Annotated in this window: 15 protein-coding genes; 8 read left to right on the top strand and 7 right to left on the bottom strand. The window is 69.1% G+C overall.

Translation table 11 applies throughout. The features are described 5' to 3' along the window. Window positions 1-103: 103 nt before the first annotated feature. The 3 genes from FG154_RS06945 to FG154_RS06955 all read right to left on the bottom strand — a co-directional run bounded on the left by FG154_RS06945 (window position 104) and on the right by FG154_RS06955 (window position 3287). Window positions 104-2305 (bottom strand): bifunctional diguanylate cyclase/phosphodiesterase, encoded by a 2202-nt coding sequence (locus tag FG154_RS06945; RefSeq protein WP_145105847.1) that lies wholly within the window; start codon window positions 2303-2305, stop codon window positions 104-106. 225 nt (window positions 2306-2530) lie between these two features. Next, the gene (locus FG154_RS06950; protein WP_101339876.1) at window positions 2531-2752 is read right to left on the bottom strand and encodes a hypothetical protein; all 222 of its coding nucleotides are present in this window, start codon (window positions 2750-2752) and stop codon (window positions 2531-2533) included. Window positions 2753-2975: 223 nt separating this feature from the next. Continuing rightward, window positions 2976-3287, bottom strand: a complete 312-nt coding sequence (locus FG154_RS06955; RefSeq protein WP_246100153.1) for a hypothetical protein — start codon at window positions 3285-3287, stop codon at window positions 2976-2978. A 176-nt stretch (window positions 3288-3463) separates the two neighbouring features. On the opposite strand from FG154_RS06955, the gene FG154_RS06960 reads away from it, so the two are divergent. The 3 genes from FG154_RS06960 to FG154_RS06970 all read left to right on the top strand — a co-directional run bounded on the left by FG154_RS06960 (window position 3464) and on the right by FG154_RS06970 (window position 7703). Then, the gene (locus FG154_RS06960) at window positions 3464-4108 is read left to right on the top strand and encodes an SRPBCC family protein (protein ID WP_145105853.1); all 645 of its coding nucleotides are present in this window, start codon (window positions 3464-3466) and stop codon (window positions 4106-4108) included. A 3-nt stretch (window positions 4109-4111) separates the two neighbouring features. Continuing rightward, window positions 4112-5296, top strand: a complete 1185-nt coding sequence (locus tag FG154_RS06965; protein ID WP_145105857.1) for a zinc-dependent alcohol dehydrogenase — start codon at window positions 4112-4114, stop codon at window positions 5294-5296. A gap of 202 nt (window positions 5297-5498) precedes the next feature. Continuing rightward, window positions 5499-7703: a PAS domain-containing protein gene (locus FG154_RS06970; RefSeq protein ID WP_145105860.1), complete on the top strand. Its 2205-nt coding sequence runs from the start codon at window positions 5499-5501 to the stop codon at window positions 7701-7703. Between the two features lie 18 nt (window positions 7704-7721). On the opposite strand, the gene FG154_RS06975 is transcribed toward FG154_RS06970, so the two are convergent. Together FG154_RS06975 and FG154_RS06980 are read right to left on the bottom strand one after the other, a co-directional pair. Beyond that, entirely contained in the window at window positions 7722-8720 is a 999-nt protein-coding gene (locus FG154_RS06975) for a zinc-binding metallopeptidase family protein (RefSeq protein ID WP_145105863.1), read from the bottom strand. A gap of 133 nt (window positions 8721-8853) precedes the next feature. After that, entirely contained in the window at window positions 8854-10329 is a 1476-nt protein-coding gene (locus tag FG154_RS06980; RefSeq protein WP_145105866.1) for a sensor domain-containing diguanylate cyclase, read from the bottom strand. A 272-nt stretch (window positions 10330-10601) separates the two neighbouring features. Between FG154_RS06980 and FG154_RS06985 the strand changes: the two genes are divergently transcribed. Continuing rightward, window positions 10602-11741, top strand: a complete 1140-nt coding sequence (locus FG154_RS06985; protein ID WP_145105869.1) for an AI-2E family transporter — start codon at window positions 10602-10604, stop codon at window positions 11739-11741. 19 nt (window positions 11742-11760) lie between these two features. Here the strand turns inward: FG154_RS06985 and metH are convergent, their stop codons facing one another. Together metH and FG154_RS06995 are read right to left on the bottom strand one after the other, a co-directional pair. Beyond that, the gene (gene metH / locus FG154_RS06990; protein ID WP_145105871.1) at window positions 11761-14463 is read right to left on the bottom strand and encodes a methionine synthase; all 2703 of its coding nucleotides are present in this window, start codon (window positions 14461-14463) and stop codon (window positions 11761-11763) included. Further along, a complete protein-coding gene (locus tag FG154_RS06995; RefSeq protein WP_145105874.1) occupies window positions 14460-15488 on the bottom strand; it encodes a homocysteine S-methyltransferase family protein in 1029 nt (342 codons plus the stop codon). Before FG154_RS06995 ends, metH begins: the two co-directional genes overlap by 4 nt. A 202-nt stretch (window positions 15489-15690) precedes the next feature. On the opposite strand from FG154_RS06995, the gene mnmH reads away from it, so the two are divergent. From mnmH to FG154_RS07015, 4 genes are all read left to right on the top strand, one after another. Beyond that, window positions 15691-16743 carry a tRNA 2-selenouridine(34) synthase MnmH gene (mnmH, locus tag FG154_RS07000; RefSeq protein ID WP_145105877.1) on the top strand — a complete coding sequence of 351 codons (1053 nt, stop codon included), beginning with the start codon at window positions 15691-15693 and terminating at the stop codon, window positions 16741-16743. After that, window positions 16744-17844, top strand: a complete 1101-nt coding sequence (locus FG154_RS07005; RefSeq protein WP_145105880.1) for an FAD-dependent oxidoreductase — start codon at window positions 16744-16746, stop codon at window positions 17842-17844. It begins immediately after the preceding gene. 90 nt (window positions 17845-17934) lie between these two features. Beyond that, window positions 17935-19230 (top strand): RNA polymerase factor sigma-54, encoded by a 1296-nt coding sequence (gene rpoN, locus FG154_RS07010; RefSeq protein ID WP_145105883.1) that lies wholly within the window; start codon window positions 17935-17937, stop codon window positions 19228-19230. 158 nt (window positions 19231-19388) lie between these two features. Further along, window positions 19389-20465 (top strand): patatin-like phospholipase family protein, encoded by a 1077-nt coding sequence (locus tag FG154_RS07015; protein ID WP_145105887.1) that lies wholly within the window; start codon window positions 19389-19391, stop codon window positions 20463-20465. The last annotated feature ends 9 nt before the right edge of the window (window positions 20466-20474 follow it).

Below are 20474 nucleotides of genomic sequence, written 5' to 3' on the forward strand. Positions count from 1 at the left end.
CGGGGGCACCGGCTCCCGCTTCGCAAACCCGCGTCGCATCACCCGCGCGCGAGTTGCGCGCACAGGGGCAACGGCGGGAGAGGCCGACGGTTCCTGCCGCGCCTCAGGCGCTTTTCTGCGAGGGGCGGTTGCGGGCGCTCAGGGCGGCCAGTCGCAGGGCATCCATCGGCCGTCCGAGCAGGAAGCCCTGGAACACATGGCACCCCATCGCGAGCAAGGCCTCGCGCTGGGCTGCATTCTCGACGCCCTCGGCCGTGACCTCGATCCCCATCGCCCGCCCGAGATCGAGGATCGCGCGCACGATCTGGTCGGTCCCGTCGCCGCTGCCCAGCCGGGCCACGAACGAGCGGTCGATCTTGATCGTGTCGATCTGGTAGTCGCGGACATAGCGCAGGAGCGACTGGCCGGTGGCAAAGTCGTCAAGCGCGATCGACACACCGGCCGCGTGCAGCCGATCGAGGTTCGACAGCGTCTCGCTGCCCGCGTCGAGGGCGCATTTCTCGGTGATCTCCAGCTCGAGCCGGTGGCCCGGAAGGCCGTGGGCCGCAAGCCGCGCCAGCACCTCGTCCGCAAACCCCTCGCGGCGCAGCTGGATCGGCGAGACATTGACCGAGATCTTCGGCAGGCTGGATGTCGCGGCCAGGATGCAGGCCTGTTCGAGCACCCAGAGCCCGATCGGCTCGATCAGGCCGGTTTCCTCGGCAATGCCGATGAAGCTCTCGGGCGCCAGCACGCCGCGGACGGGGTGGGTCCAGCGCACCAGCGCCTCGGCCGCCACCATGCCGTCCTCGGCGTCGAAGATGGGCTGGTAGAGCACATGGAACTGGCCACCTTCGGCGATGGCCTGCCGCAGGTCGCGCTCGATCTCGTGGCGGAGACGGAACATGTCGTTCATCTCGGGCGTGGCGATGCAGAAGCGCCCGCGCCCGTCCGCCTTGGCACGGTAGAGCGCCGCGTCGGCGCTTCGCAGCAGCGCCTCCATCCCGCCGTCGAAGCGTGCCGCGCAGGCCGCGCCGATGCTGGCGCTGATCTGCACCTGGCCCGTCTTGAGGTCGCAAGGCGCCGAGAGCAGATGGACGAGGCCGCTGCAATAGCGCGCGAGCGTGTCCTCGCTGCCCATGCCGATCAGGATCACGCCGAACTCGTCACCCCCGAGCCGCGCCACCGTGTCGGTCTCGCGCACATGCGAGCAGAGCCGCGCCGCCATCTGCCGGATCAGCTCATCGCCGGCCGGATGGCCCATCGTGTCGTTGATCGCCTTGAACCGGTCGAGGTCGAGGCACAGCAGCGCGACCGGCGGCCCGCCGCGCTTCTCGGCCTTCAGCGCCTGATCGAGCCGGTCCTCGAAGAGCGTACGGTTCGGAATCCCGGCCAGCGGATCATGCATCGCCAGATAGCGGGCCTCCTCCTCGCTCTGGTGCAGGCGGCGTGACGCGGACCACAGGCGGCGCAGGAGCCAGGCCAGAAGCCCGGCTCCGAAGGCGGCAAAGAGCGTGACGACCGGCAGCATCTCGTGCACGAGCCGATGGCCCGGGCGGTCGGCCCGCCAGACGAACCAGGCGATGGCGCCGCCCGCCGCGTCCCTGACCGGAACGGAGAGCCGGTCCTCGGGACCGGGGGACAGCGAAAAGGCGGCACGGTCGAACTCGAAGGCGGAGGACAGCCGCTCGGCCATGTCGGCATCGGCGAACTGGATGGCCAGATGCAGATATTCCGTCCCCGCCCGCTGCGTGAGGTCGGGCTTGTCGGGGACGATGGGAACGATGCCCACAAGGGCCGGCTTGCCGTTCAGCAGCAGGAACCGGGCCAGCGAAAGTTTGGCGATGTCCGGGGTGGAATCCGCGGCATCCCGCGTGGCCCGCTGCATCTCGGAGCGCAGTTCCCGCGCGAGTTCGGCAAGGGGTGGGGGAAGGGCGGCCGTGGGCTCCGGCCGCGCCGTCACCCCTTCGCGCGCGAGATGGATCGGATGGTTGACGGTATCGAGCACATAACTCTCGTCATGCCCGAACTGATCGTGCATCCAGACCCCGAGGTTGTTCTCCATCCAGTCGTGATCGACGGCCTTGACGCGATCGACCGCCTCGTTCCAGACGGTCGAAACCTGTTGTTCCGAGATGATCTGCCGCGCCTCCTCCTCGATGGCGCGGTTCGCAAAACGCACCTGGCGGGCTTCGGCATCGGCATCGACAGAGCGGACGGCGGTGTAGCTGAGGAACAGGACCGAGATCGTGGCGATCAGGCAGGAGGTCAGGATTGCGGCGACCAGTTGCGCCGACAGCGACACGGACGTTCGGGGCCTGTCCATCCTCACCTCCTCGCGGCGGCCTCAGCCGCCGCTTGCCGACCGACCCGAGGCCCCTGCATTTCACGCTTCGTGAAGTGCATACCCCGGCCGGAGGAGCGTTCTCATCATGTCCCTTCGGGACACCAGGCCCTGCATCCGGGATTTCCCGCGCGATCTCAAGTTTATCTCGCCGTTACATCCGAAAGATTGTCAGGATGAAGCGGCCGGCCCGGACCGGCCGTTTGCTCAGATCAGCGCCCCAAGGCCGAAGATGGCGCCGAGGCCGAGGATGAGCAGGATCCAGTGGAGGAAGACTTCGCTCCGCTCGCTTCGGGAGGTGGCCGTTTCGGCCTTGGCGTCTCGGCGCTCGGCGCGTCGCCGCAGGCTGCGCCTGCCGCCCTGAAGGAGCAGCGCGAGCGCGCCGGCGGCCGGCAGCAGCCCGCCGAGAATAGCAGGGTCTGTGGTCATGGGTTCGTCCTGAAAATGGCTCGCCGGCACCATGCGGTGCCCGTCGGCCCGTTGAGCGCTGAGGGTGATCGGCGACCGCGCCTCGGCAGCCGTGTCCCCGGTCGGGGCAGGCTGCCGATGGCCTGTCCGTCAGCGGGGAAGACGACCGTGGCACCCGCGCAGGGGCAGACGTCGCTTTCCCGAAAATGCCGGTGGGCCTGCCCGACGAGGGCTGCGGGTCACATCAGACCGTCCGCACCGGAGGCGCCCGCGCCAGGAAGAAGACCCGCGCCCGGCGGGGCCGCGGGCCCTCATCGCGCGCCGGCTGCAGGAGGCGATGCCCGGCCGGAGCCGCCAGATCCTGCCGATCCCCGTGCCACGCCAACGGGTCAGCGCCCAGCAGCGGACGCTCGCCGCGGCTGGCGGGCGCCAGTGCGGGCTCCAGTCCGCGAGGCGCGAGGATCGCGTCGGGGTGATGTGCGAGCAGGCCGCCCGGCAGATGATGCCGGTCCGCCGCGGGCAGCATCGCCAGCAGCAGGGCGGCAAGGACGGACATCAGGCGCATCACGAGGGCGCGCCGGACGCCGCCGACGGGGACGGGGGCCGATTGCATCGGGGCACTTTGCCCGTCGAGGCGGCCAAGGCAAGGATTCCTTCTAGGGCGGGCCTCTGGAACCTATCCGCCGTAGCCCGGTTGCGCAGGCCAACCCCTGTCAGCAACCGGAGGTCTCCATGCCGCTCTACCGATCCCAACGGACCGGCCCCGAGCCCGGAACGCTCGCGCTCCTCGCCGGGGCGGGCGTTGCCGCCGGCGTGACCGCCTGGGCCATCGCCCGGTCTCGGGAGAACCCAGTCGCCTACCGGCCGAACGACGACGCTCCCGACCGCTCGGCCCGATCCTCGTTCCAGGACGGGCCAACGCCCGCCGGCCGGACCGTGACCATCAACCGGCCACGCTCCGAGCTTTTTGCCTTCTGGCGCGATTTCTCGAACCTTCCCCGGTTCATGGAGTCGATCGAGCATGTGACGGTCGTGGGGGATGTCAGCCGCTGGACCATCGCCATGCCCCTCGGGCGGACGGCAACGCTCGAGACGCGGATCATCGAGGAGGTGCCGGACCGGCTGATCGCCTGGCGCTCGACCGAGGCGTCGGACATCCGGGCCGAGGGCGCCGTGACGTTCCGCGACGCCCCCGCCGGGCGGGGAACCGAAGTCGAGGCCGTGGTGGCCTACGTTCCGACCGGAGGCGAGGTCGGCCGGATGGTCTCGCGGCTCTTCCGTCTCGCCCCCGCCATTCAGGGGCGGCGCGAACTCCGCCGCTTCAAGATGCTGATGGAGGCGGGCGAGATCGCCACCTCCCGCAACCGGAAGGACTGACCGATGCGCGCACTCACCTGGCACGGAAAGCACGATGTCCGCGTCGAGACGCACCCCGACCCCGAGATCGTCAATCCGCGGGACGCGATCATCGAGGTGACGGCCACGGCCATCTGCGGTTCGGATCTTCATCTTTATGACGGCGTGATCCCGGGCCTGATGTCCGGCGACATCCTCGGGCACGAGTTCATGGGCCGCGTGGTCGAGACCGGCCCCAAAAGCACCCTGACCAAGGGACAGCGGGTCGTGGTGCCCTTCACCATCTCCTGCGGCAAGTGCTTCTTCTGCGAGCATCAGCTGTTCTCGGCCTGCGACAATTCCAATCCGGCCGAGAAGCAGGACCTGTCGGAGCCGCTCTATGGCCATGCGGTGTCGGGCCTCTTCGGCTACTCGCACCTGACGGGCGGCTATCCGGGCGGGCAGGCCGAATATGTCCGGGTGCCCTATTCCGACGTGGGGCCGATCGTGATCCCGGACGGGCTCGAGGATGAGCAGGTGCTGTTCCTGTCCGACATCCTGCCGACCGGCTGGATGGCCGCCGAGAACGCCGAGATCGAGGAGGGGGACACGGTGGCCGTCTGGGGCTGCGGGCCCGTCGGCCTCTTTGCCATCCAGTCCGCCTTCCTGATGGGCGCGGGCAAGGTCATCGCCATCGACGAATACCCCAAGCGGCTGGCGCTGGCCCGCAAGCTCGGCGCCGAGGTGATCGACTTCCGCCGGACCCGCGTGCTCGAGGCGCTGATGGAGATGTCGGGCGGGATCGGGCCGGACGCGGTCATCGACGCGGTCGGGATGGAGGCCCACGGCTTCATGCCGGACACGCTGATGGACAACATGAAGCAGCGGATCGGCATTGGCGCCGACAGCGCCCACGCGCTGCGCGAGGCGATCATGGCGGTGCGCAAGGGCGGGCGCGTGTCGGTGCCGGGCGTCTATGGCGGCTTTCTCGACAAGTTCCCGCTGGGCGCGCTGATGGAAAAGGGGCTCACGCTCAAGACCGGCCAGACCCATGTGCAGCGTTACACCGAGGAGCTTCTCCGGCGGATCGGCGAAGGCGAGATCGACACGACCTTCCTGATCTCGCACCGGCTGCCGCTCGAGGAGGCCGCGCGCGGTTACGAGAATTTCCGCTACAACCAGAACGAATGGACGAAAGTGGTGCTGAAACCGGGGATGGCGGCCGCCTGATCCGCCACGGTGCGCCATCGGCCGGGGTGCCCCCGGCTGATGTTCCGCGCCCAAGCCGCTGGATGACGTCGGGTCCGGGCCTCCCTCTGTGGGGGCCCGGGCCAACTTCATGTTGCGAAACCCGAAAGATAGGGATCATATTGAACATTACCGCTTGGGCGGCGCCGTCCGGGCCGAGGTTCCCGGAGGAGGGATTGGGACGATGGACGAAGGCCGCGTTCAGGAGCGTCACCGGGACCTTGGCGAAGCCGAGCTTGGGTTCGGCCGCTGGCGCTGGGATTTGCGCCGTCAGTCACTGACCTGGTCGGCCGAGCAGCGCGAGATCTACGGCTTTGCCCCCGACGCACCCGAGCCCGGCGTCCTTCAGTTCTTCCAGATGATCCACCCGGAGGACAGGGACAGGCTCTTCGCCGCCGTGGGCGAGTTCCTGACGCACCGCAAGACGCGCCAGAGCCACAGCTTCCGCATCATCCGGGCCGACGGAAGCATCGGTCGCATCCTCAGCCACGGCCGGCTGATCCGGGCCGCCGACGGCTCTGCCATCGGCATCGCGGGGATCGACGTGGAAGTGCCCGACGCGGAGGGCGACGAGGCTTCGGGCGATCTCGCACCACCGCCCCGTGTGCAGGTGGCGACCCGCCTTGCCGGTCTCACCACGCGCGACGAGCAGGATGCGCTCTTGCGGGTCGCTCTGGGGGCGGGGCGGATGACCGTCTGGCAGCTCGATCTGGCGCGGCGTGTCGTGCAGGTGGGCGGCGATGCAGCGCGGCTCTTCGGCGTGCAGAGCGTGCCGCGCGAGATCCCGGCCGCGCTCTTCGAGACGCGCGTCGATGCCGCGGACCTGCCCGCCTTGCGCAACGCCGAGGCGGCGGCCCTGCGCGGCGAGCCGATGCAGGTCGAGCTTCGGCTGACGCTTGTGGGGGGTGGCCACCGCTGGCTGCGCCTTCTGGGCGAGACGCAGCGGGATCGTGACGGCCAGCCCGAGCGGATCGTGGGGGTGGCCTACGACATCTCGGCCCGCAAACGCGCCGAGGCCCAGCTTCGCGAGAGCGAGGAGCATTACCGCGATGTCTTCTCGGCCATCGATGAAGGCTTCTGCATCTGCGAGATGGTCACCGATGCGGCGGGCGAGCCGATCGACTACCGTTTCCTCGAGGCAAACCCTTTGTTCGAGAGCATGACGGGCCTCTCGGAGTCGATGGGCAGGACGGCGCTTGAAATGGTGCCGGATCTCGAGCGGCACTGGATCGAGACCTACGCCCGGGTGGGGCTGGGGCGCGAGACTTTGCGCTTCGAGCTGCCGTCGGATGCGATGGGCCGCTGGTTCAATGTCTTTGCCACCCCGCTTTCCGCGCATGGCCGGTTCGCGCTGGTGTTCAAGGATGTGACCGAACGGCGCCGCAGCGAAGAGGCGCTGCGCGAACGCGAGGCCATGTTCCGCACCGTCACCTCGACCATGCCGCAGATCGTCTGGTCCGCGCAGCCGGGCGGGCAGGTGGATTTCCTGAACCAGCGCTGGACGGATGTCACCGGCGCGCCCGCGCGCCCGGCCGATGGCGAGGGGTGGCACGCGTTCTTCCACCCCGACGATCGGGCCGAAATGGACCTGAGGTGGAGGCAGGCGCTCGCCACCGGGGAACCCTACGAGATCGAGCACCGGCTTCGCCATCGCGATGGCTGCTATCGCTGGATGCTGGGGCGCGCCCTGCCGGTGCGCGACGCCGAGAGACGGATCCTGCGCTGGATGGGCTCGTGCACCGATATCCACGACATGAAGCTGGCCCAGCAGCGGCGGCAGCTGCTGCTCGAGGAGATGGATCACCGGGTCAAGAACATCCTCGCGCTGGTGCAGGCCGTGGCGCGCCAGTCCTTCGGCGGCATCCCCGAGGCGGCGACGGCGCGTGCCGCCTTCTACGGCAGGCTTCAGGCCCTGGCCGGGGCCTACAGTCACCTCCGGCACGAGAGCTGGGCGCAGGCCTCGCTCCGCCAGATCATCGGCACCTCGGTCGCCGGATGCGGCGCCAACGCCGAGGCGGTCGCGCTGGACGGGCCGGATGTGATGCTGCCGCCGCGCTCGGCCGTGCCGCTTTCGATGGCGGTGCATGAGTTGTGCACCAACGCCATGAAATACGGGGCGCTCTCCGCTCCCGAAGGTCGGGTGTCGATCCGCTGGACCTGCCTCCCCGACGCGCGGTTGCATCTGGTCTGGTCGGAGGCGGACGGGCCCCATGTCGTGCCGCCCTCGCGGGCCGGCTTCGGGGTGCGGATGATCGAGACGGTCCTGGCGGCCGAGGTGGCGGGCACGGTGAAGCTCGATTTCCGGCCCGAGGGTGTGCGCTGCGACATCGAGATCGCGATGCCCGCGCCCGAGGTGCCCTCGGCCGGCGCCCCGCCGCTGTCTGCCTGACGCGGATCGGGCCGCGGTTCAGCCGCCGGCGCGGCCCGCCTCGCGGATCAGGGCGCGGATCGCCTCCTGCTTGCGGACGACGGCGGGCGCCAGAACGAACGGATAGAAGGTCTCGTGTCCCAGCGCCTGATTGACCGCGTTGAGCGCGATCACCAGCTCGACCCAGACCTGGGCGAGCCGTGACATCGGCTCTTCGATCAGCGCCTCGAGGCCCTGTGGCAGCGTGGCCGATGTCAGCAGCCCGAAGGCCTGCGCCGTCTCGATCCCGTCGAGCAGGTGGAAGACATGCGCCCAGCTTTCGGCAAAGTCCTCCCACGGATGGGCGGTGGCGTAGGCCGAGATGAAACGGTCCGGCCAATCCGGCGGCGGACCCTCGGAATAATGGGTCTGGAGAGCTACGGCATAATCCTGCGCATCGTCGCCAAAGACCTCGCGCAGGTCCTTCAGGCGGTCGGCCCGGCCCTCGGTCAGGACGTCCCAGTAGTGATGCGCAACCTCATGGCGCAGGTGGCCGGTGAGGGTGCGGTACGGCTCGTTCATCTCCGAGCGGATCCGCTCGCGCTCGGCGTCGTCTGCCTCGGCGATGTTGAGGGTGATGGTGCCATTGGCGTGGCCGGTCAGGATCCGGGGCGCGCTGCCGTCGAGCGGATCGCCCTTCAGCTCGAACCGGGGCACGGCGTTACCCTGCCCGTCGAAGAGGGGCAGGCGCAGCCGGTGCAGCATCAGGATCAGCGGCCGTTTGGCGGTTTCGATCCGCTCCCAACGCTCGCGGTTGTCGAGGATGGACAGGTCCGGCACGACGGTCGTGTGCAGACACGAGAGGCAGAGCTGCCCGCCCTCGTGCGCGGTCCAGTTGCAGTTGATCGCCTCGCGGTTGGCGCAGGGCGTGCCCGAACCCTCCTGCAGGTCGGCAAAGCCTGCGTCCGGGTCGAACAGAAGCTGCGCTCCGCAGGCGAGGCAGGCGGTGTTTCGGAAGAAGATCTCCTGCCGGCAGGAGGGACAGCTGAAGCGTTGCAAGGCGGGACCGTGACTGAAGAGCGACCGCGCCCAACGGCGGCCGACGGGGTTCGGTTCCGGTTCTTCTGCGGGAGGGCGCAGGCACGGGCCCCGATGATGGCGCGCCCGCGGCGTTGGCCTTGGCTTTCCGCCCCTATCCGTGCGCGGATTGCGCCGCCGAAGGGGCCCGGCGGTCCATCTCGGAGTAGAACTTCCGCTTGTCCTCGTACATGCGCTGATCGGCCCGTTTCACGAGGGTCTCCATCGACTCGCCCGCCTGGCTGCTGGCGGCACCCATCGAGACGACCAGTGGCGCGGCAAAGTGGAAGCGGTTGTTCACCGCGAGCAGCCGCTTGATCGTGTCGAGCATGGCCTGCGCCTCGGGCTCGCCCGCGCGCGGCATGACGATGGCAAACTCGTCGCCTCCGATCCGGGCGGCATGGCTCGTCTCGCCCGCCGCTTCCTTCAGCACCTCGCCCAGCCGGCGCAACAGCTGGTCGCCCGCGTCGTGGCCAAGCTCGTCATTGACCGCCTTGAGGCCGTTCAGGTCGAGCATCGCCACCGAGACCGGCCGCACCCCCTGCCGTTCCAGCCGGTTCAACTCGTCGATGTAGAAGGCCCGGTTGTGGACGCCCGTCAGCACGTCATGCTTGCCCAGATAGGCCAGATAGGCCTCGGCCTTCTTGCGCGCCGTGATGTCGGTCAGCGCGACCTGCACCAGCGACCAGTCATGCTCATGCCCCGGAAGCACGGCGAAATGCATGATCACCGCCCGCTCCGTTCCATCGAGCGCGTAATTCACCACTTCCCGGCTGTGATAATAGTGGTGGTTCCACAGTTCGATCAGCTGCTCGCGGAAATGCTGCTCCATGTTGTCGCGGAAGACGTCGCGCAGCCGGCTGAGCAGGGTGCGCTTGTCGGGGGCGCAGAACATCTCGAGCGTCGCGCGGTTCACGTCGATCACCCGGATCTCGCCCATGCATTGCCGGACGAACTCGGGGTGGACGTCGGTGAAGACCCGCAGGTCCACGATCCCGCGCGCGCGGAGATTCTCGAGCAGGTGGCGGATCTGGCTGAAATCCTCGACCCAGAGCGAGACGGGCGAATGTTCGAAGATGCCCTCGGCGTAGCGGCGGCTCATGAGTTCGCGCCGCCGCGCCTCCTCGCGGGCGGTCACATCCTCGCAGGTGAGCAGGATGCGCTCGAGGCTGTCTTCGGAGCCGGGCAGCACCGTGCCGCGCAGCTGGATATCCATCCGGCGGCCGGTCAGCGAATAGTTCACCGCGGTGCTGGCGAAGCTCGTTTCACCCGCCCAGAGTTGCGACAGCTCGTTGACATGGCTCTGCAACATCTCGTCGCGGAAAACCGATCCGAGATTTTCCACCAGATGCGCCATGTCCTGCGCCTCGTAGAGTTCGAGGGTGCGGGCGTTGACCTTGATGACCCTGATCCGGCGCGAACAGGCCGCAACGCGCGACAGGTCGGCTTCAAGAAAGGCGCGGATATCCTCGATCCCCTCGGCGCGCCATTCGTCCATCAGCGCCCGGACGCCGCTGAAATCCTCGATCCACATCGAGACGGGGGCGAGGTCGAAGGCCGACTCCTCTATTGGCCTCGTCTCGATGGTCATGGGTCACGCCTCTTCGGGAATTGCTGATCGGACAAACCACATGATGCACTCGTGACCGCTGCCGATGTGCTAATGCAACTGCAGTCAATTCGTAAAGCTCAAGTTGCGGTGATCCTGCCTGAATTTCCGCCGCCGCAAGAAGATCATGACGATCGGAATGGCAGGCCGCGGCAATGCGCGGGGCCTCCGGGGCATCCTGCGCCCCCTTCGACGGTTGCCGCGCGGGCGCGGGATCGCCATTGTGGCACCAACGCCTCTTTCACGGACCGTCCATGCCCGATACCGACCCCGCGCCCCGCCCGCCCAAGGACCGCACGCTCGTCGCCCGCGTGCAGACCGGGGCGCTGGTCATCATCGCCTTTGCGGTGGTGCTCTTCCTGCTGGTTCAGGCCCAGTTCATTCTCATTTCGCTGGCCGTCTCGGTCATTCTCTTCAGCCTGACGAGCGATGCGATCGCGCTGGTCGGGCGCGTGCGCTTCGGCCCGGTCAAGATCCCCAACTGGCTCGCCAGCAGCCTTGCGCTGCTGCTGCTGGCCACGGTGCTCCTGTCGGTGGCCGCGGTCATCGTCTCGCAGGTCAACACGGTGCTGCTGACCGCCCTCAGCTACAGCGAACAGGCCCCTGCGGCCGTGGCGGCGATCTTCTCCTGGCTTGGACAGGATGCGGAAGCGGCGGTGCTCTCCTCGATCCGGGCGGTCGAGATCTCGGGCTACCTGCGGACGCTGGCCGCGCAGGCGGGGGCGCTGATGCAGGCCACTGTCCTGGTGATCCTGTTCGTGGGGTTCCTGTTTGCCGAACGTGTGTGGTTCCCGGTGAAGCTGCTCAACCTGATCGGAGACCCCGACCGCGCGCGGCGCGTCGAGGAGATCGTGGGCTCGATCATGCGGCGGGTGAACCGCTACCTGCTGGTCAAGACCCTGGTCAGCGCCATCACCGGCCTGCTGGTCTGGGGTGTGGCGTTGGCCTTCGGGCTCGACCTGGCGGCGCCGCTCGGGATGCTGACCTTCATCCTGAACTTCATCCCGAGCATCGGCTCGATCGTCTCGACGCTGCTGATCGTGCTGGTCGCCTTCGTGCAGACCGTCGATGTCGCCACCGCCCTGTCGCTGCTGGCCTTCGTGGGCGCGATCCAGTTCATTTGCGGCAACGTTCTCGATCCGATGCTGATGGGACGCGCCCTGCAGCTCTCGTCCTTCGGCATCATCATCAGCCTGGCCTTCTGGGGCGCGGTCTGGGGTATTCCGGGGATGTTCCTGTCGGTGCCGATCATGGTGGCGCTGATGATCGTCAGCGCCGAGATCGACCCGCTGCGGCCGATCGCGGTGCTGCTTTCGCGGCAGGGGCTTGCCGTGCCGATGAAGCGCCAGCAGGACGAGCCGGTGCCGGCCGCCCGTCTGGAGCGGCGGGGCTGACCGGCTCGGACCGGGGCCGTTATTCCGCCGCCAGAGAGGGGGCGTCCAGGCGGCTGCCCAGCACCGGCGCCAGCCACCGCTCGACCTCGGCCAGCGGCATGCCCTTGCGCCGCGCGTAATCCTCAGCCTGGTCGCGCTCGACCCGTGCGAGGCCGAAGTAGTAGGACTCGGGGTGGGCGATGTAGAGGCCCGAGACCGATGAGCCCGGCCACATCGCCATGCTCTCGGTCAGTTCCACCCCCGTCGCCGCCGTCGCATCGAGCAGGCGGAACAGCGTGACCTTCTCGGTATGGTCGGGCTGGGCGGGGTAGCCCGGAGCGGGCCGGATGCCGCGGTAGGGCTCGGCGTGAAGGTCCTGGGGCGCGAAGGCCTCGTCGGGCGCGTAGCCCCAGTAGTCGCGGCGCACGCGCTCGTGCAGCATCTCGGCCATCGCCTCGGCGAAGCGATCGGCGAGCGCCTTGACCATGATCGAGGAATAGTTGTCGTTCGCGCGGTCGAAGCGGTCGGCAATCGCGGCCTCTTCCGGCCCGGCGGTCACGACGAAGCCGCCGACCCAGTCGGGGCCCGTCCCCTCGGGCGCCACGAAGTCCGCGAGCGCCACGTTGGGCCGACCCTCGCGCTTGGGCACCTGCTGGCGCAGCGTGTGGAAGGTGGCGAGCGCCTCGCGCCGGCTCTCGTCGGCATAGAGGTGGATGTCGTCGCCCACCGCATGGGCCGGCCAGAAGCCCACCACCGCACGGGGCGTGAACCAGCGGTCCGCCACCAGCCGCTCGAGCATCGCCTGCGCATCGGCAAAGAGGGCACGGGCGGCCTCGCCCTGCGCCTCGTCCTGAAGGATGCGCGGCCAGACCCCCTTCATCTCCCACGCATGGAAGAACATCGTCCAGTCGATGTAGCGGGCGATCTCGGCCAGATCCCAGTCCTCGATCACCCGGACGCCGGTGAACGAGGGCGGGGTGGCGGCGTAGGAGGACCAGTCGAGCCGGAGCGCATTGGCCCGCGCGGCGGCGAGCGAGAGGCGCTGCTTGGCGCGCTCGGACCGCGCATGGCGCTCGGCCACCTGCGCGTAATCGGCGCGCAGCCCCTCGACATAGGCCTGCCTTTGCGTCGGGCTGAGCAACTGGCTGACCACGCCCACCGCCCGGCTGGCGTCGGCAACATGGACCGCCGGGCCGCGGTGGTAGGCGGGCGCGATCCTGACCGCGGTATGCACGCGCGAGGTGGTGGCCCCTCCGATCAGCAGCGGAACCCCAAAGCCCTCGCGCTCCATCTCGGAGGCGAGCGTCACCATCTCGTCCAGCGACGGGGTGATGAGGCCCGACAGGCCGATCACATCCACCTGCTCGGCGCGGGCCACCTCGAGGATCCTCGCCGGCGGCACCATCACGCCCAGGTCGATGATCTCGTAGTTGTTGCAGGCCAGCACGACGCCGACGATGTTCTTGCCGATGTCGTGCACGTCGCCCTTGACGGTCGCCAGCAGCACCTTGCCGGCCGCCTCGCGGGCACCGCCCTTGTCGGCCTCCATGTGGGGCAGAAGCACCGCGACCGCCTGCTTCATCACGCGCGCGGACTTTACCACCTGCGGCAGGAACATCTTGCCCGCGCCGAAGAGGTCGCCCACGACGTTCATCCCCGCCATCAGCGGGCCCTCGATCACATGGAGCGGCCGCTCGGCCGCGAGGCGGGCCTCCTCGGTGTCGGCCGCGATGAACTCGGTGATGCCGTTCACCAGCGCATGTTCCAGCCGTTTTTCCACCGGCCAGTCCCGCCACGCCAGATCGCGCACCTTCTCCTCGCGGGCGCCGCCGCGGAAGCGGTCCGCAACGGCCAGAAGCCGTTCGGTCCCGTCGCGCCGCCGGTTCAGGACGACATCCTCGCAGGCCTCGCGCAGTTCGGGGTCGATCTGGTCATAGACCGCCAGTTGGCCCGCGTTGACGATCCCCATGTCCATGCCCGCCCGGATGGCATGGTAGAGGAAGACGGCATGCATCGCCTCGCGCACGGGTTCGTTGCCGCGAAAGCTGAACGACAGGTTCGAGACGCCGCCCGAGACATGCGCATGGGGCAGGTTCGCCCGGATCCATCGGGTGGCCTCGATGAAATCGACGCCGTAGTTGTCATGCTCCTCGATGCCGGTGGCGACGGCGAAGATGTTCGGGTCGAAGATGATGTCCTCGGGCGGGAAGCCGATCTCCTCGACAAGGATACGGTAGGCGCGGGCGCAGATCCCGGTCTTGCGGGCGAAGCTGTCGGCCTGTCCCTCTTCGTCGAAGGCCATGACGACCACGGCCGCGCCATAGGCAAGGCAGAGCCCGGCCTGCTGGCGGAAGATCTCCTCGCCTTCCTTCAGGCTGATCGAATTGACGACGGACTTGCCCTGCACACATTTCAGCCCGGCCTCGATCACCTCCCATTTCGAGCTGTCGATCATCAGCGGCACGCGGGCGATGTCGGGCTCGGCCGCGATCAGGTTGAGGAACTCGACCATCGCGGCCCTCGAGTCGATCAGCCCCTCGTCCATGTTCACGTCGAGGATCTGGGCGCCGTTCTGCACCTGATCGCGCGCGACCTCGAGGGCGGCCGCATAGTCGCGGTTGGTGATCAGCTTGCGGAAGCGGGCCGAGCCCGTGACGTTCGTCCGCTCGCCGATGTTGACGAAGGGAATGCCGGGCGTCAGCACGAAGGGCTCGAGGCCCGAGAGGCGGAGGTGCCGGCTCATTTCACGGCCCTCGGAGCAAGGCCCGTCACCGCGTCCGCGATGGCGCGGATGTGGTCGGGCGTGGTGCCGCAGCAGCCGCCGACGACATTCACCAGCCCCTCGCGTGCAAACCGCGCCACCTGTGCGGCCGTATCCTCGGGGCCCTCGTCATACTGGCCGAAGGCGTTGGGCAGGCCCGCGTTCGGATAGGCGCAGATGAAGCTGTCGGAGACGCCGGCGAGTTCGGCCAGATGCGGGCGCATGGCCGCCGCGCCAAGCGCGCAGTTCAGCCCGACGGTGAAAGGCCGGGCATGGCGCACCGAATGCCAGAAGGCGGTGGGCGTCTGGCCCGAGAGCGTGCGGCCCGAGGCATCGGTGATCGTGCCCGAGATCATCAGCGGCAGGCGCCGCCCGGCTTCGGCGAAGGCCTCGAAACAGGCGAAGATGGCAGCCTTGGCGTTCAGCGTGTCGAAGATCGTCTCGATCAGGATGAGATCCGCGCCCCCTTCGATCAGACCGCGGACCTGCTGGGCATAGGCGGTGCGCAGATCGTCGAAGGTGACGGCCCGAAAGCCGGGATCGTTCACATCCGGGCTGATCGAGGCGGTGCGGTTCGTGGGCCCGACCGCCCCCGCGACGAAGCGCGGCTTGCCGTCAATGGCGGTTGCCCGGTCGAGGGCTCGCCGCACGATCCGCGCGCCCTCGACGTTCAGATCACGCACCGCGGATTCCATGCCGTAGTCGGCCTGCGCAATGGTGGTGGCCGAGAAGGTGTTCGTCTCGACGATGTCCGCGCCCGCCATCGCATAGCGGAAATGGATCTCCTCGATCGCCTGCGGCTGCGTCAGGATCAGCAGGTCGTTGTTGCCCTTCTGCGGATGGTCCGAGTGATGGCGGCAGGCGCAATCCCCGGCACAATCCTCTTCTGCCAGCCCGAGTTGCTGGATCTGCGTTCCCATCGCCCCGTCGAGGATCAGGATGCGCTCGCGCGCGAGCGCGTCGAGCACGGGAAAGACGGGGGAGGGCGGAGTTGAGAAGGGCAACATCGGGCGTGTCCGTCAGCGTGAGGGAAGGCGTGACCATACCTTGTCGCGCAGAAACCACCATCTTCATAATAATCAGGATGTTTATGCATTTCGCTCATGTCGGGCGGGTGAGGACGCGCAGCGCGCCGGGCGGGCCGGGATACGCAGGCGATGCGCGCGTGCGTCCGCTGGTCAAGTCCCGAAGGGCAGGGTAGGACGGGCCATGGCCTTCCGCGCGACCGATCTCGACCAGCTCATCCATCACGGCTTCGACGACGTGATCGACGTCCGCTCGCCCGCCGAGTGGGAGGAGGACCGCGTTCCCGGCGCGATCAACCTGCCGGTGCTCGACAACGAAGAGCGGGCGCGTGTGGGCACGATCTACAAGCAGGTCAGCCCGTTCTCGGCCCGGAAGATTGGCGCGGCCCTCGTCGCGCGCAACGCGGCCCGTCACATCGAGGAGGTTCTGGCCGACCGGCCCGGCGGCTGGCGGCCGCTTGTCTATTGCTGGCGCGGCGGCCAGCGGTCGAACTCCTTCGCGATGATCCTCGGCCAGATCGGCTGGCGCGTCGAGGTGCTCGAGGGCGGCTACAAGAGCTGGCGCGGCCTCGTCGTCCGCGAACTTTACGAACGGGCGGTGCGCGCGCCGGTCGTGGTGATCGACGGCAACACCGGCTCGGCCAAGACCGAGCTTCTTGCCCACCTCGGTGCGCTGGGCGTGCAGGTTCTCGATCTTGAGGGGCTGGCGAACCACCGCGGCTCGCTCTTTGGCGCGCTCGCGGGCGGGCAGCCCGCGCAGCGCGGGTTCGAAAGCCGTCTGGCGGTGGCGCTCTCGCGGCTGGATCCGGCGCGGCCGGTGGTGGTCGAGGCCGAGTCGAGCAAGGTGGGCGAGATCCGCCTGCCGCCCGGCCTCTGGAAGGCGATGCAGGCGGCCCCCCGGATCGAGGTCACCGCCCCCGTGGGCGCGCGGGCGGCCTATCTGGTCCGCGCCTACCGCGATCTGGTCGAGGACGGGGCGAGGCTGGGGCGGGTGATCGACCTGCTCCGTCCGCTGCATCCGGCGAAGGACATCGAGGAGTGGCATGGGCTGGCCGCGCAGGGCCGGTTCGAAGAGCTGGCCGCGGGGCTGATGGAGCGCCACTACGATCCCCGCTATGCGAAACATCGGGCCCGCGCGGGCAAGGCGGCCGATCTGGTCGAGACGGATAGGCTCGACGACCTTTCCGCCCTCGCGGCGCAAGTGGCCGAGAGGGTCGCGCGGGTGGCGGGGCGCTGAATGGCGGGCGGTCCGCGCGATCTGGTGCTGATCGGCGGCGGGCACGCCCACGCGCTGGTGCTGCATGGGTGGGTGCCGGCGCCCGAGGTGCGGGTGACGCTGGTGAACCCGAACCCGACCGCGCCCTACACCGGGATGCTGCCCGGCCATGTGGCGGGCCACTACAGCCGCGACGAGATGATGATCGATCTGGCCGCGCTGGCCAGGCGACGGGGGGCGCGGCTCGTCCTCGACCGGGCCACGGGCCTCGACCGCGCGGCGCGCAGGGTGCTGCTCGCCGGCGGTGGGGCGCTGCCCTACGATGTGGCCTCGATCGACGTGGGCATCTCGTCGGACCTGCCGAGCGTGCCGGGTGCCGCCGAACATGCGGTGGCCGCAAAGCCGCTCGGGTCCTACGCCGACCGATGGGACAGGTTCCTCGCGTCCCGACCGCCAGATCCGCAGCTGGTGGTGATCGGGGGCGGCACCGGCGGGGTGGAGCTGGCGATGGCCTCGGCCTTCCGGTTGCGCTCGGCGGGTGCGCGGCCCCGCGTCACGGTGATCGAGCGGGCGGACAGGGCCCTTCCCGGCCTCGGTGACGGCGCGCGGAAGGCGCTGCTCGCCCGGATGGCGCGGCTGGACATTCGCCTCCTTGCGGGGGCCGAGGTGGCGCGCGTCGAAGCTGACGGGGTGGTCCTTGCGGACGGTGCGCGGATCGCGTCGGATTTCACCCTGACGGTGGCCGGAGCGCGGCCGCAGACGTGGCTGGAAGGCACCGGCCTCGCGCTCGAGCGCGGCTTCGTGCGCGTCGGGCCGAGCCTCCAGACGTCGGACCCTGCGATCTTCGCAGCCGGCGACTGTGCCCATCTGGCGCACGCGCCACGACCCAAGGCCGGCGTCTTCGCCGTCCGCGAAGCGCCGGTGTTGCGCCGGAACCTTCAGGCGGCCTTGTCCGGGGGCCGGATGCAGGCCTATCGGCCGCAGCGCGATTACCTGAAGCTCATCTCCTGCGGGGGGCGCGTGGCTGTTGCCGACAAGTTCGGCCTGCGGCTTGAAGGCGCGCTGCTCTGGCGGTGGAAGGACCGCATAGACCGCCGGTTCATGGCGCAGTTCCAGCCCTGACCGGCCGGACGCGCCTTGAGGCGGTTTCAGCGCGCAGAAGTTCCCGCAGTGGTTGCATGGTGATCGCGCGGTTGCTAGCCTCGCCGGATCATGAAGTCGAGACAGCGCATCAGTATCGCCCAGACGCAGCGGTTGCAGCTGAACCTCGGCTTGACCGCCTCGATCCGCATCCTCAGCTCGGACGCCGAGGGCCTCACCCGCTACCTCGAGGAGCAGGCGGGCGAGAACCCCCATATCCAGCTGGAACGGGTCCAATCCGCCGAGTGGCTGCCGCGCTGGACCAGCGTCCTGCCGCGCATGGCGCACGGGGACGGGCCGCCTGTCGAGGCGGCCGGGGCGGCCGGTCCGAGCCTCATGGCGCATGTGATGGGGCAGATCGACCGGCTGTTCCCGAAGGGGCCCGAGCGGCGGATCGCCATGCTGCTCGCCGAAGGGCTGGAGCCGACCGGATGGCTGGGCGCCGATCCCGTTCAGGTTGCAGGCCAGGCCCGTGTTGCGGTGGCTGAGGTCGAGGCGGTGCTCGCCCACCTCCAGCGGATCGAGCCTGCGGGGCTCTTTGCCCGCAATCTCGCGGAATGTCTGCGGCTGCAAGCCGTCGAGGCCGGTTGCCTCGATCCCGTCCTCGCCACCATGTTCGATCATCTCGATCTCGTGGCGCAGGGCGCACATGCGCGGCTCGCCCGCATGTGCGGCACCGACGAGGCAGCGATCCTCTCGCGCCTGCGCCTGATCCGCGGCTTCGATCCCAAGCCCGGCGCCCAGTTCGACCCCGGCGCCGCGCCGGTTCGTGAGCCCGACCTGATCGCCACGAAGACCGATGCCGGCTGGGAGGTGGCGCTCAACCGCTCGGCCCTGCCGTCGGTGCGGATTCGCAAGCCGGACAAGCGCCCCGCGACGGCCGCCGCCCGCGCCGTCTGGACACAGGCGCAGGCGGTGGGGCGCATGATCGAGACCCGGAACGCGACGCTCCTGCGCGTCGCGCGCGAGATCCTGGCCCGGCAGGAGGCGGCCCTCGACGAAGGCCCGGCGGCGTTGGTCCCCCTTACCATGGCCGATGTGGCCGGGGCGCTCGAGATCCACGAGAGCACGGTGAGCCGGGTCGTGTCGGGCACCTGCGTGGACACGCCCCGAGGGACCTGGTGGCTCAGGCGCATGTTCAGCGGCCGCGTGGCCGAGGGCGGGCCTTCGGCCGCAGCGGTCCGCGCGGCGATATCGGAGCTTGTGGCGCAAGAGGATGCGGCGGCTCCGCTGTCGGATGCGGCGCTGGCCGAGGCGCTGGCGGCCCGAGACATGCCGCTTGCCCGCAGGACGGTCGCGAAATACCGCGAGATCCTGAACATTCCGCCGGCCCACCGCCGGCGCCGCCGGCCCGTCCGCGTCGCCTGACACGCCCCGGCGTTCCGGCGCAGCTCCGATGCGGGGGGCGGTCGGCGGCGAAGCGGACATGGGCGCTGATGCCCGTTGTCGCAGTGCGGCGCTCGGGGTAAGCTACCGGCACACCCCGATGCAGCTCCCTGACGTTTTCGACACGAACAGGAGACCCAATGTCGGACCGCACCTCGAACAAGCGCAAGTCCATCAACCTGGCTCTTCAAGGAGGAGGCTCGCACGGCGCGCTCACCTGGGGGGTGCTGGATCGGCTTTTGCAGGATGACCGGATCGAGATCACGGGCATCAGCGGCACCAGCGCGGGCGCGATGAACGCCGTGGTGCTGGCCGACGGGCTGGCGTCTGGAGGTCGGCAGGGCGCGCGCGATGCGCTGACCCGCTTCTGGAAGGAGGTCAGCAACGCCGCGCGGTTCTCGCCGATCCAGCGCGGGCCGCTGGCCCGGTTGATGGGCGACTACAGCCTTGACCGGTCGCCCGGCTTTCTGTTCTTCGAAGGGCTGAGCCGGCTTTTCTCACCCTATGAACTCAATCCGCTGAACCTCAATCCGCTGCGCGACATCCTCGGGAAGCTGGTGGATTTCGACCGGGTCAACGCCCTGCCGGGGCTGCGCGTCCATGTCACCGCCACCAACGTGCGCACCGGGCGCCCGCGGGTCTTCAATCCGGGCGAGATCTCGGCGGATGCGGTCCTGGCCTCGGCCTGCCTGCCGCAGATGTTCCCCGCGGTCGAGATCGACGGCGAGGCCTACTGGGACGGCGGCTTCACCGGCAACCCCGCGCTCTATCCGCTGCTGATCAGCGAGGACAGCCCCGACATCGTGGTGGTGCAGATCAACCCGCTGGTGCGCAGCGTCCTGCCCCGCAGCGCGCGCGAGATCATGAACCGGGTGAACGAGATCAGCTTCAACTCGAGCCTCGTCAAGGAGTTGCGGGCCATCGGCCTGATGCAGCGCGTGGCCGAGGCGAAGGGGATCGACCTCGGCACCTACACGAGGACCTATCTCCACCTGATCCATACCGATCTCGAGGTGCAGGATCTGGTGGCCTCGAGCAAGCTGAACGCCGAGTGGGACTATCTGCGCAAGCTGTTCGATCTGGGCCGCGGCTGGGCGGATGGCTGGCTCGAGGAGAACTTCGTCCATATCGGCCGGCGCTCGACCCTGGACCTCGACAGCCTCGAAGGAGACGCTCATCTGCCGATCCCGACGCTTCTGCCGGACGCCGCCGAATAGGGCCGCGCC

The organism is Cereibacter sediminicola, from assembly GCF_007668225.1.
Classification (GTDB): Bacteria; Pseudomonadota; Alphaproteobacteria; order Rhodobacterales; family Rhodobacteraceae; genus Cereibacter_A; species Cereibacter_A azotoformans.

What these genes read in the sequence shown, in the direction of transcription:
- FG154_RS06965 (WP_145105857.1), top strand. Translation starts at nt 4,112, where the DNA reads ATGCGCGCACTCACCTGGCACGGAAAGCACGATGTCCGCGTCGAGACG.
- FG154_RS06955 (WP_246100153.1), bottom strand. Translation starts at nt 3,287, where the DNA reads ATGTCCGTCCTTGCCGCCCTGCTGCTGGCGATGCTGCCCGCGGCGGAC.
- FG154_RS07015 (WP_145105887.1), top strand. Translation starts at nt 19,389, where the DNA reads ATGTCGGACCGCACCTCGAACAAGCGCAAGTCCATCAACCTGGCTCTT.
- FG154_RS07005 (WP_145105880.1), top strand. Translation starts at nt 16,744, where the DNA reads ATGGCGGGCGGTCCGCGCGATCTGGTGCTGATCGGCGGCGGGCACGCC.
- FG154_RS06945 (WP_145105847.1), bottom strand. Translation starts at nt 2,305, where the DNA reads ATGGACAGGCCCCGAACGTCCGTGTCGCTGTCGGCGCAACTGGTCGCC.
- FG154_RS06970 (WP_145105860.1), top strand. Translation starts at nt 5,499, where the DNA reads ATGGACGAAGGCCGCGTTCAGGAGCGTCACCGGGACCTTGGCGAAGCC.
- rpoN (WP_145105883.1), top strand. Translation starts at nt 17,935, where the DNA reads ATGAAGTCGAGACAGCGCATCAGTATCGCCCAGACGCAGCGGTTGCAG.
- metH (WP_145105871.1), bottom strand. Translation starts at nt 14,463, where the DNA reads ATGAGCCGGCACCTCCGCCTCTCGGGCCTCGAGCCCTTCGTGCTGACG.
- FG154_RS06995 (WP_145105874.1), bottom strand. Translation starts at nt 15,488, where the DNA reads ATGTTGCCCTTCTCAACTCCGCCCTCCCCCGTCTTTCCCGTGCTCGAC.
- FG154_RS06960 (WP_145105853.1), top strand. Translation starts at nt 3,464, where the DNA reads ATGCCGCTCTACCGATCCCAACGGACCGGCCCCGAGCCCGGAACGCTC.
- FG154_RS06980 (WP_145105866.1), bottom strand. Translation starts at nt 10,329, where the DNA reads ATGACCATCGAGACGAGGCCAATAGAGGAGTCGGCCTTCGACCTCGCC.
- FG154_RS06950 (WP_101339876.1), bottom strand. Translation starts at nt 2,752, where the DNA reads ATGACCACAGACCCTGCTATTCTCGGCGGGCTGCTGCCGGCCGCCGGC.
- FG154_RS06985 (WP_145105869.1), top strand. Translation starts at nt 10,602, where the DNA reads ATGCCCGATACCGACCCCGCGCCCCGCCCGCCCAAGGACCGCACGCTC.
- mnmH (WP_145105877.1), top strand. Translation starts at nt 15,691, where the DNA reads ATGGCCTTCCGCGCGACCGATCTCGACCAGCTCATCCATCACGGCTTC.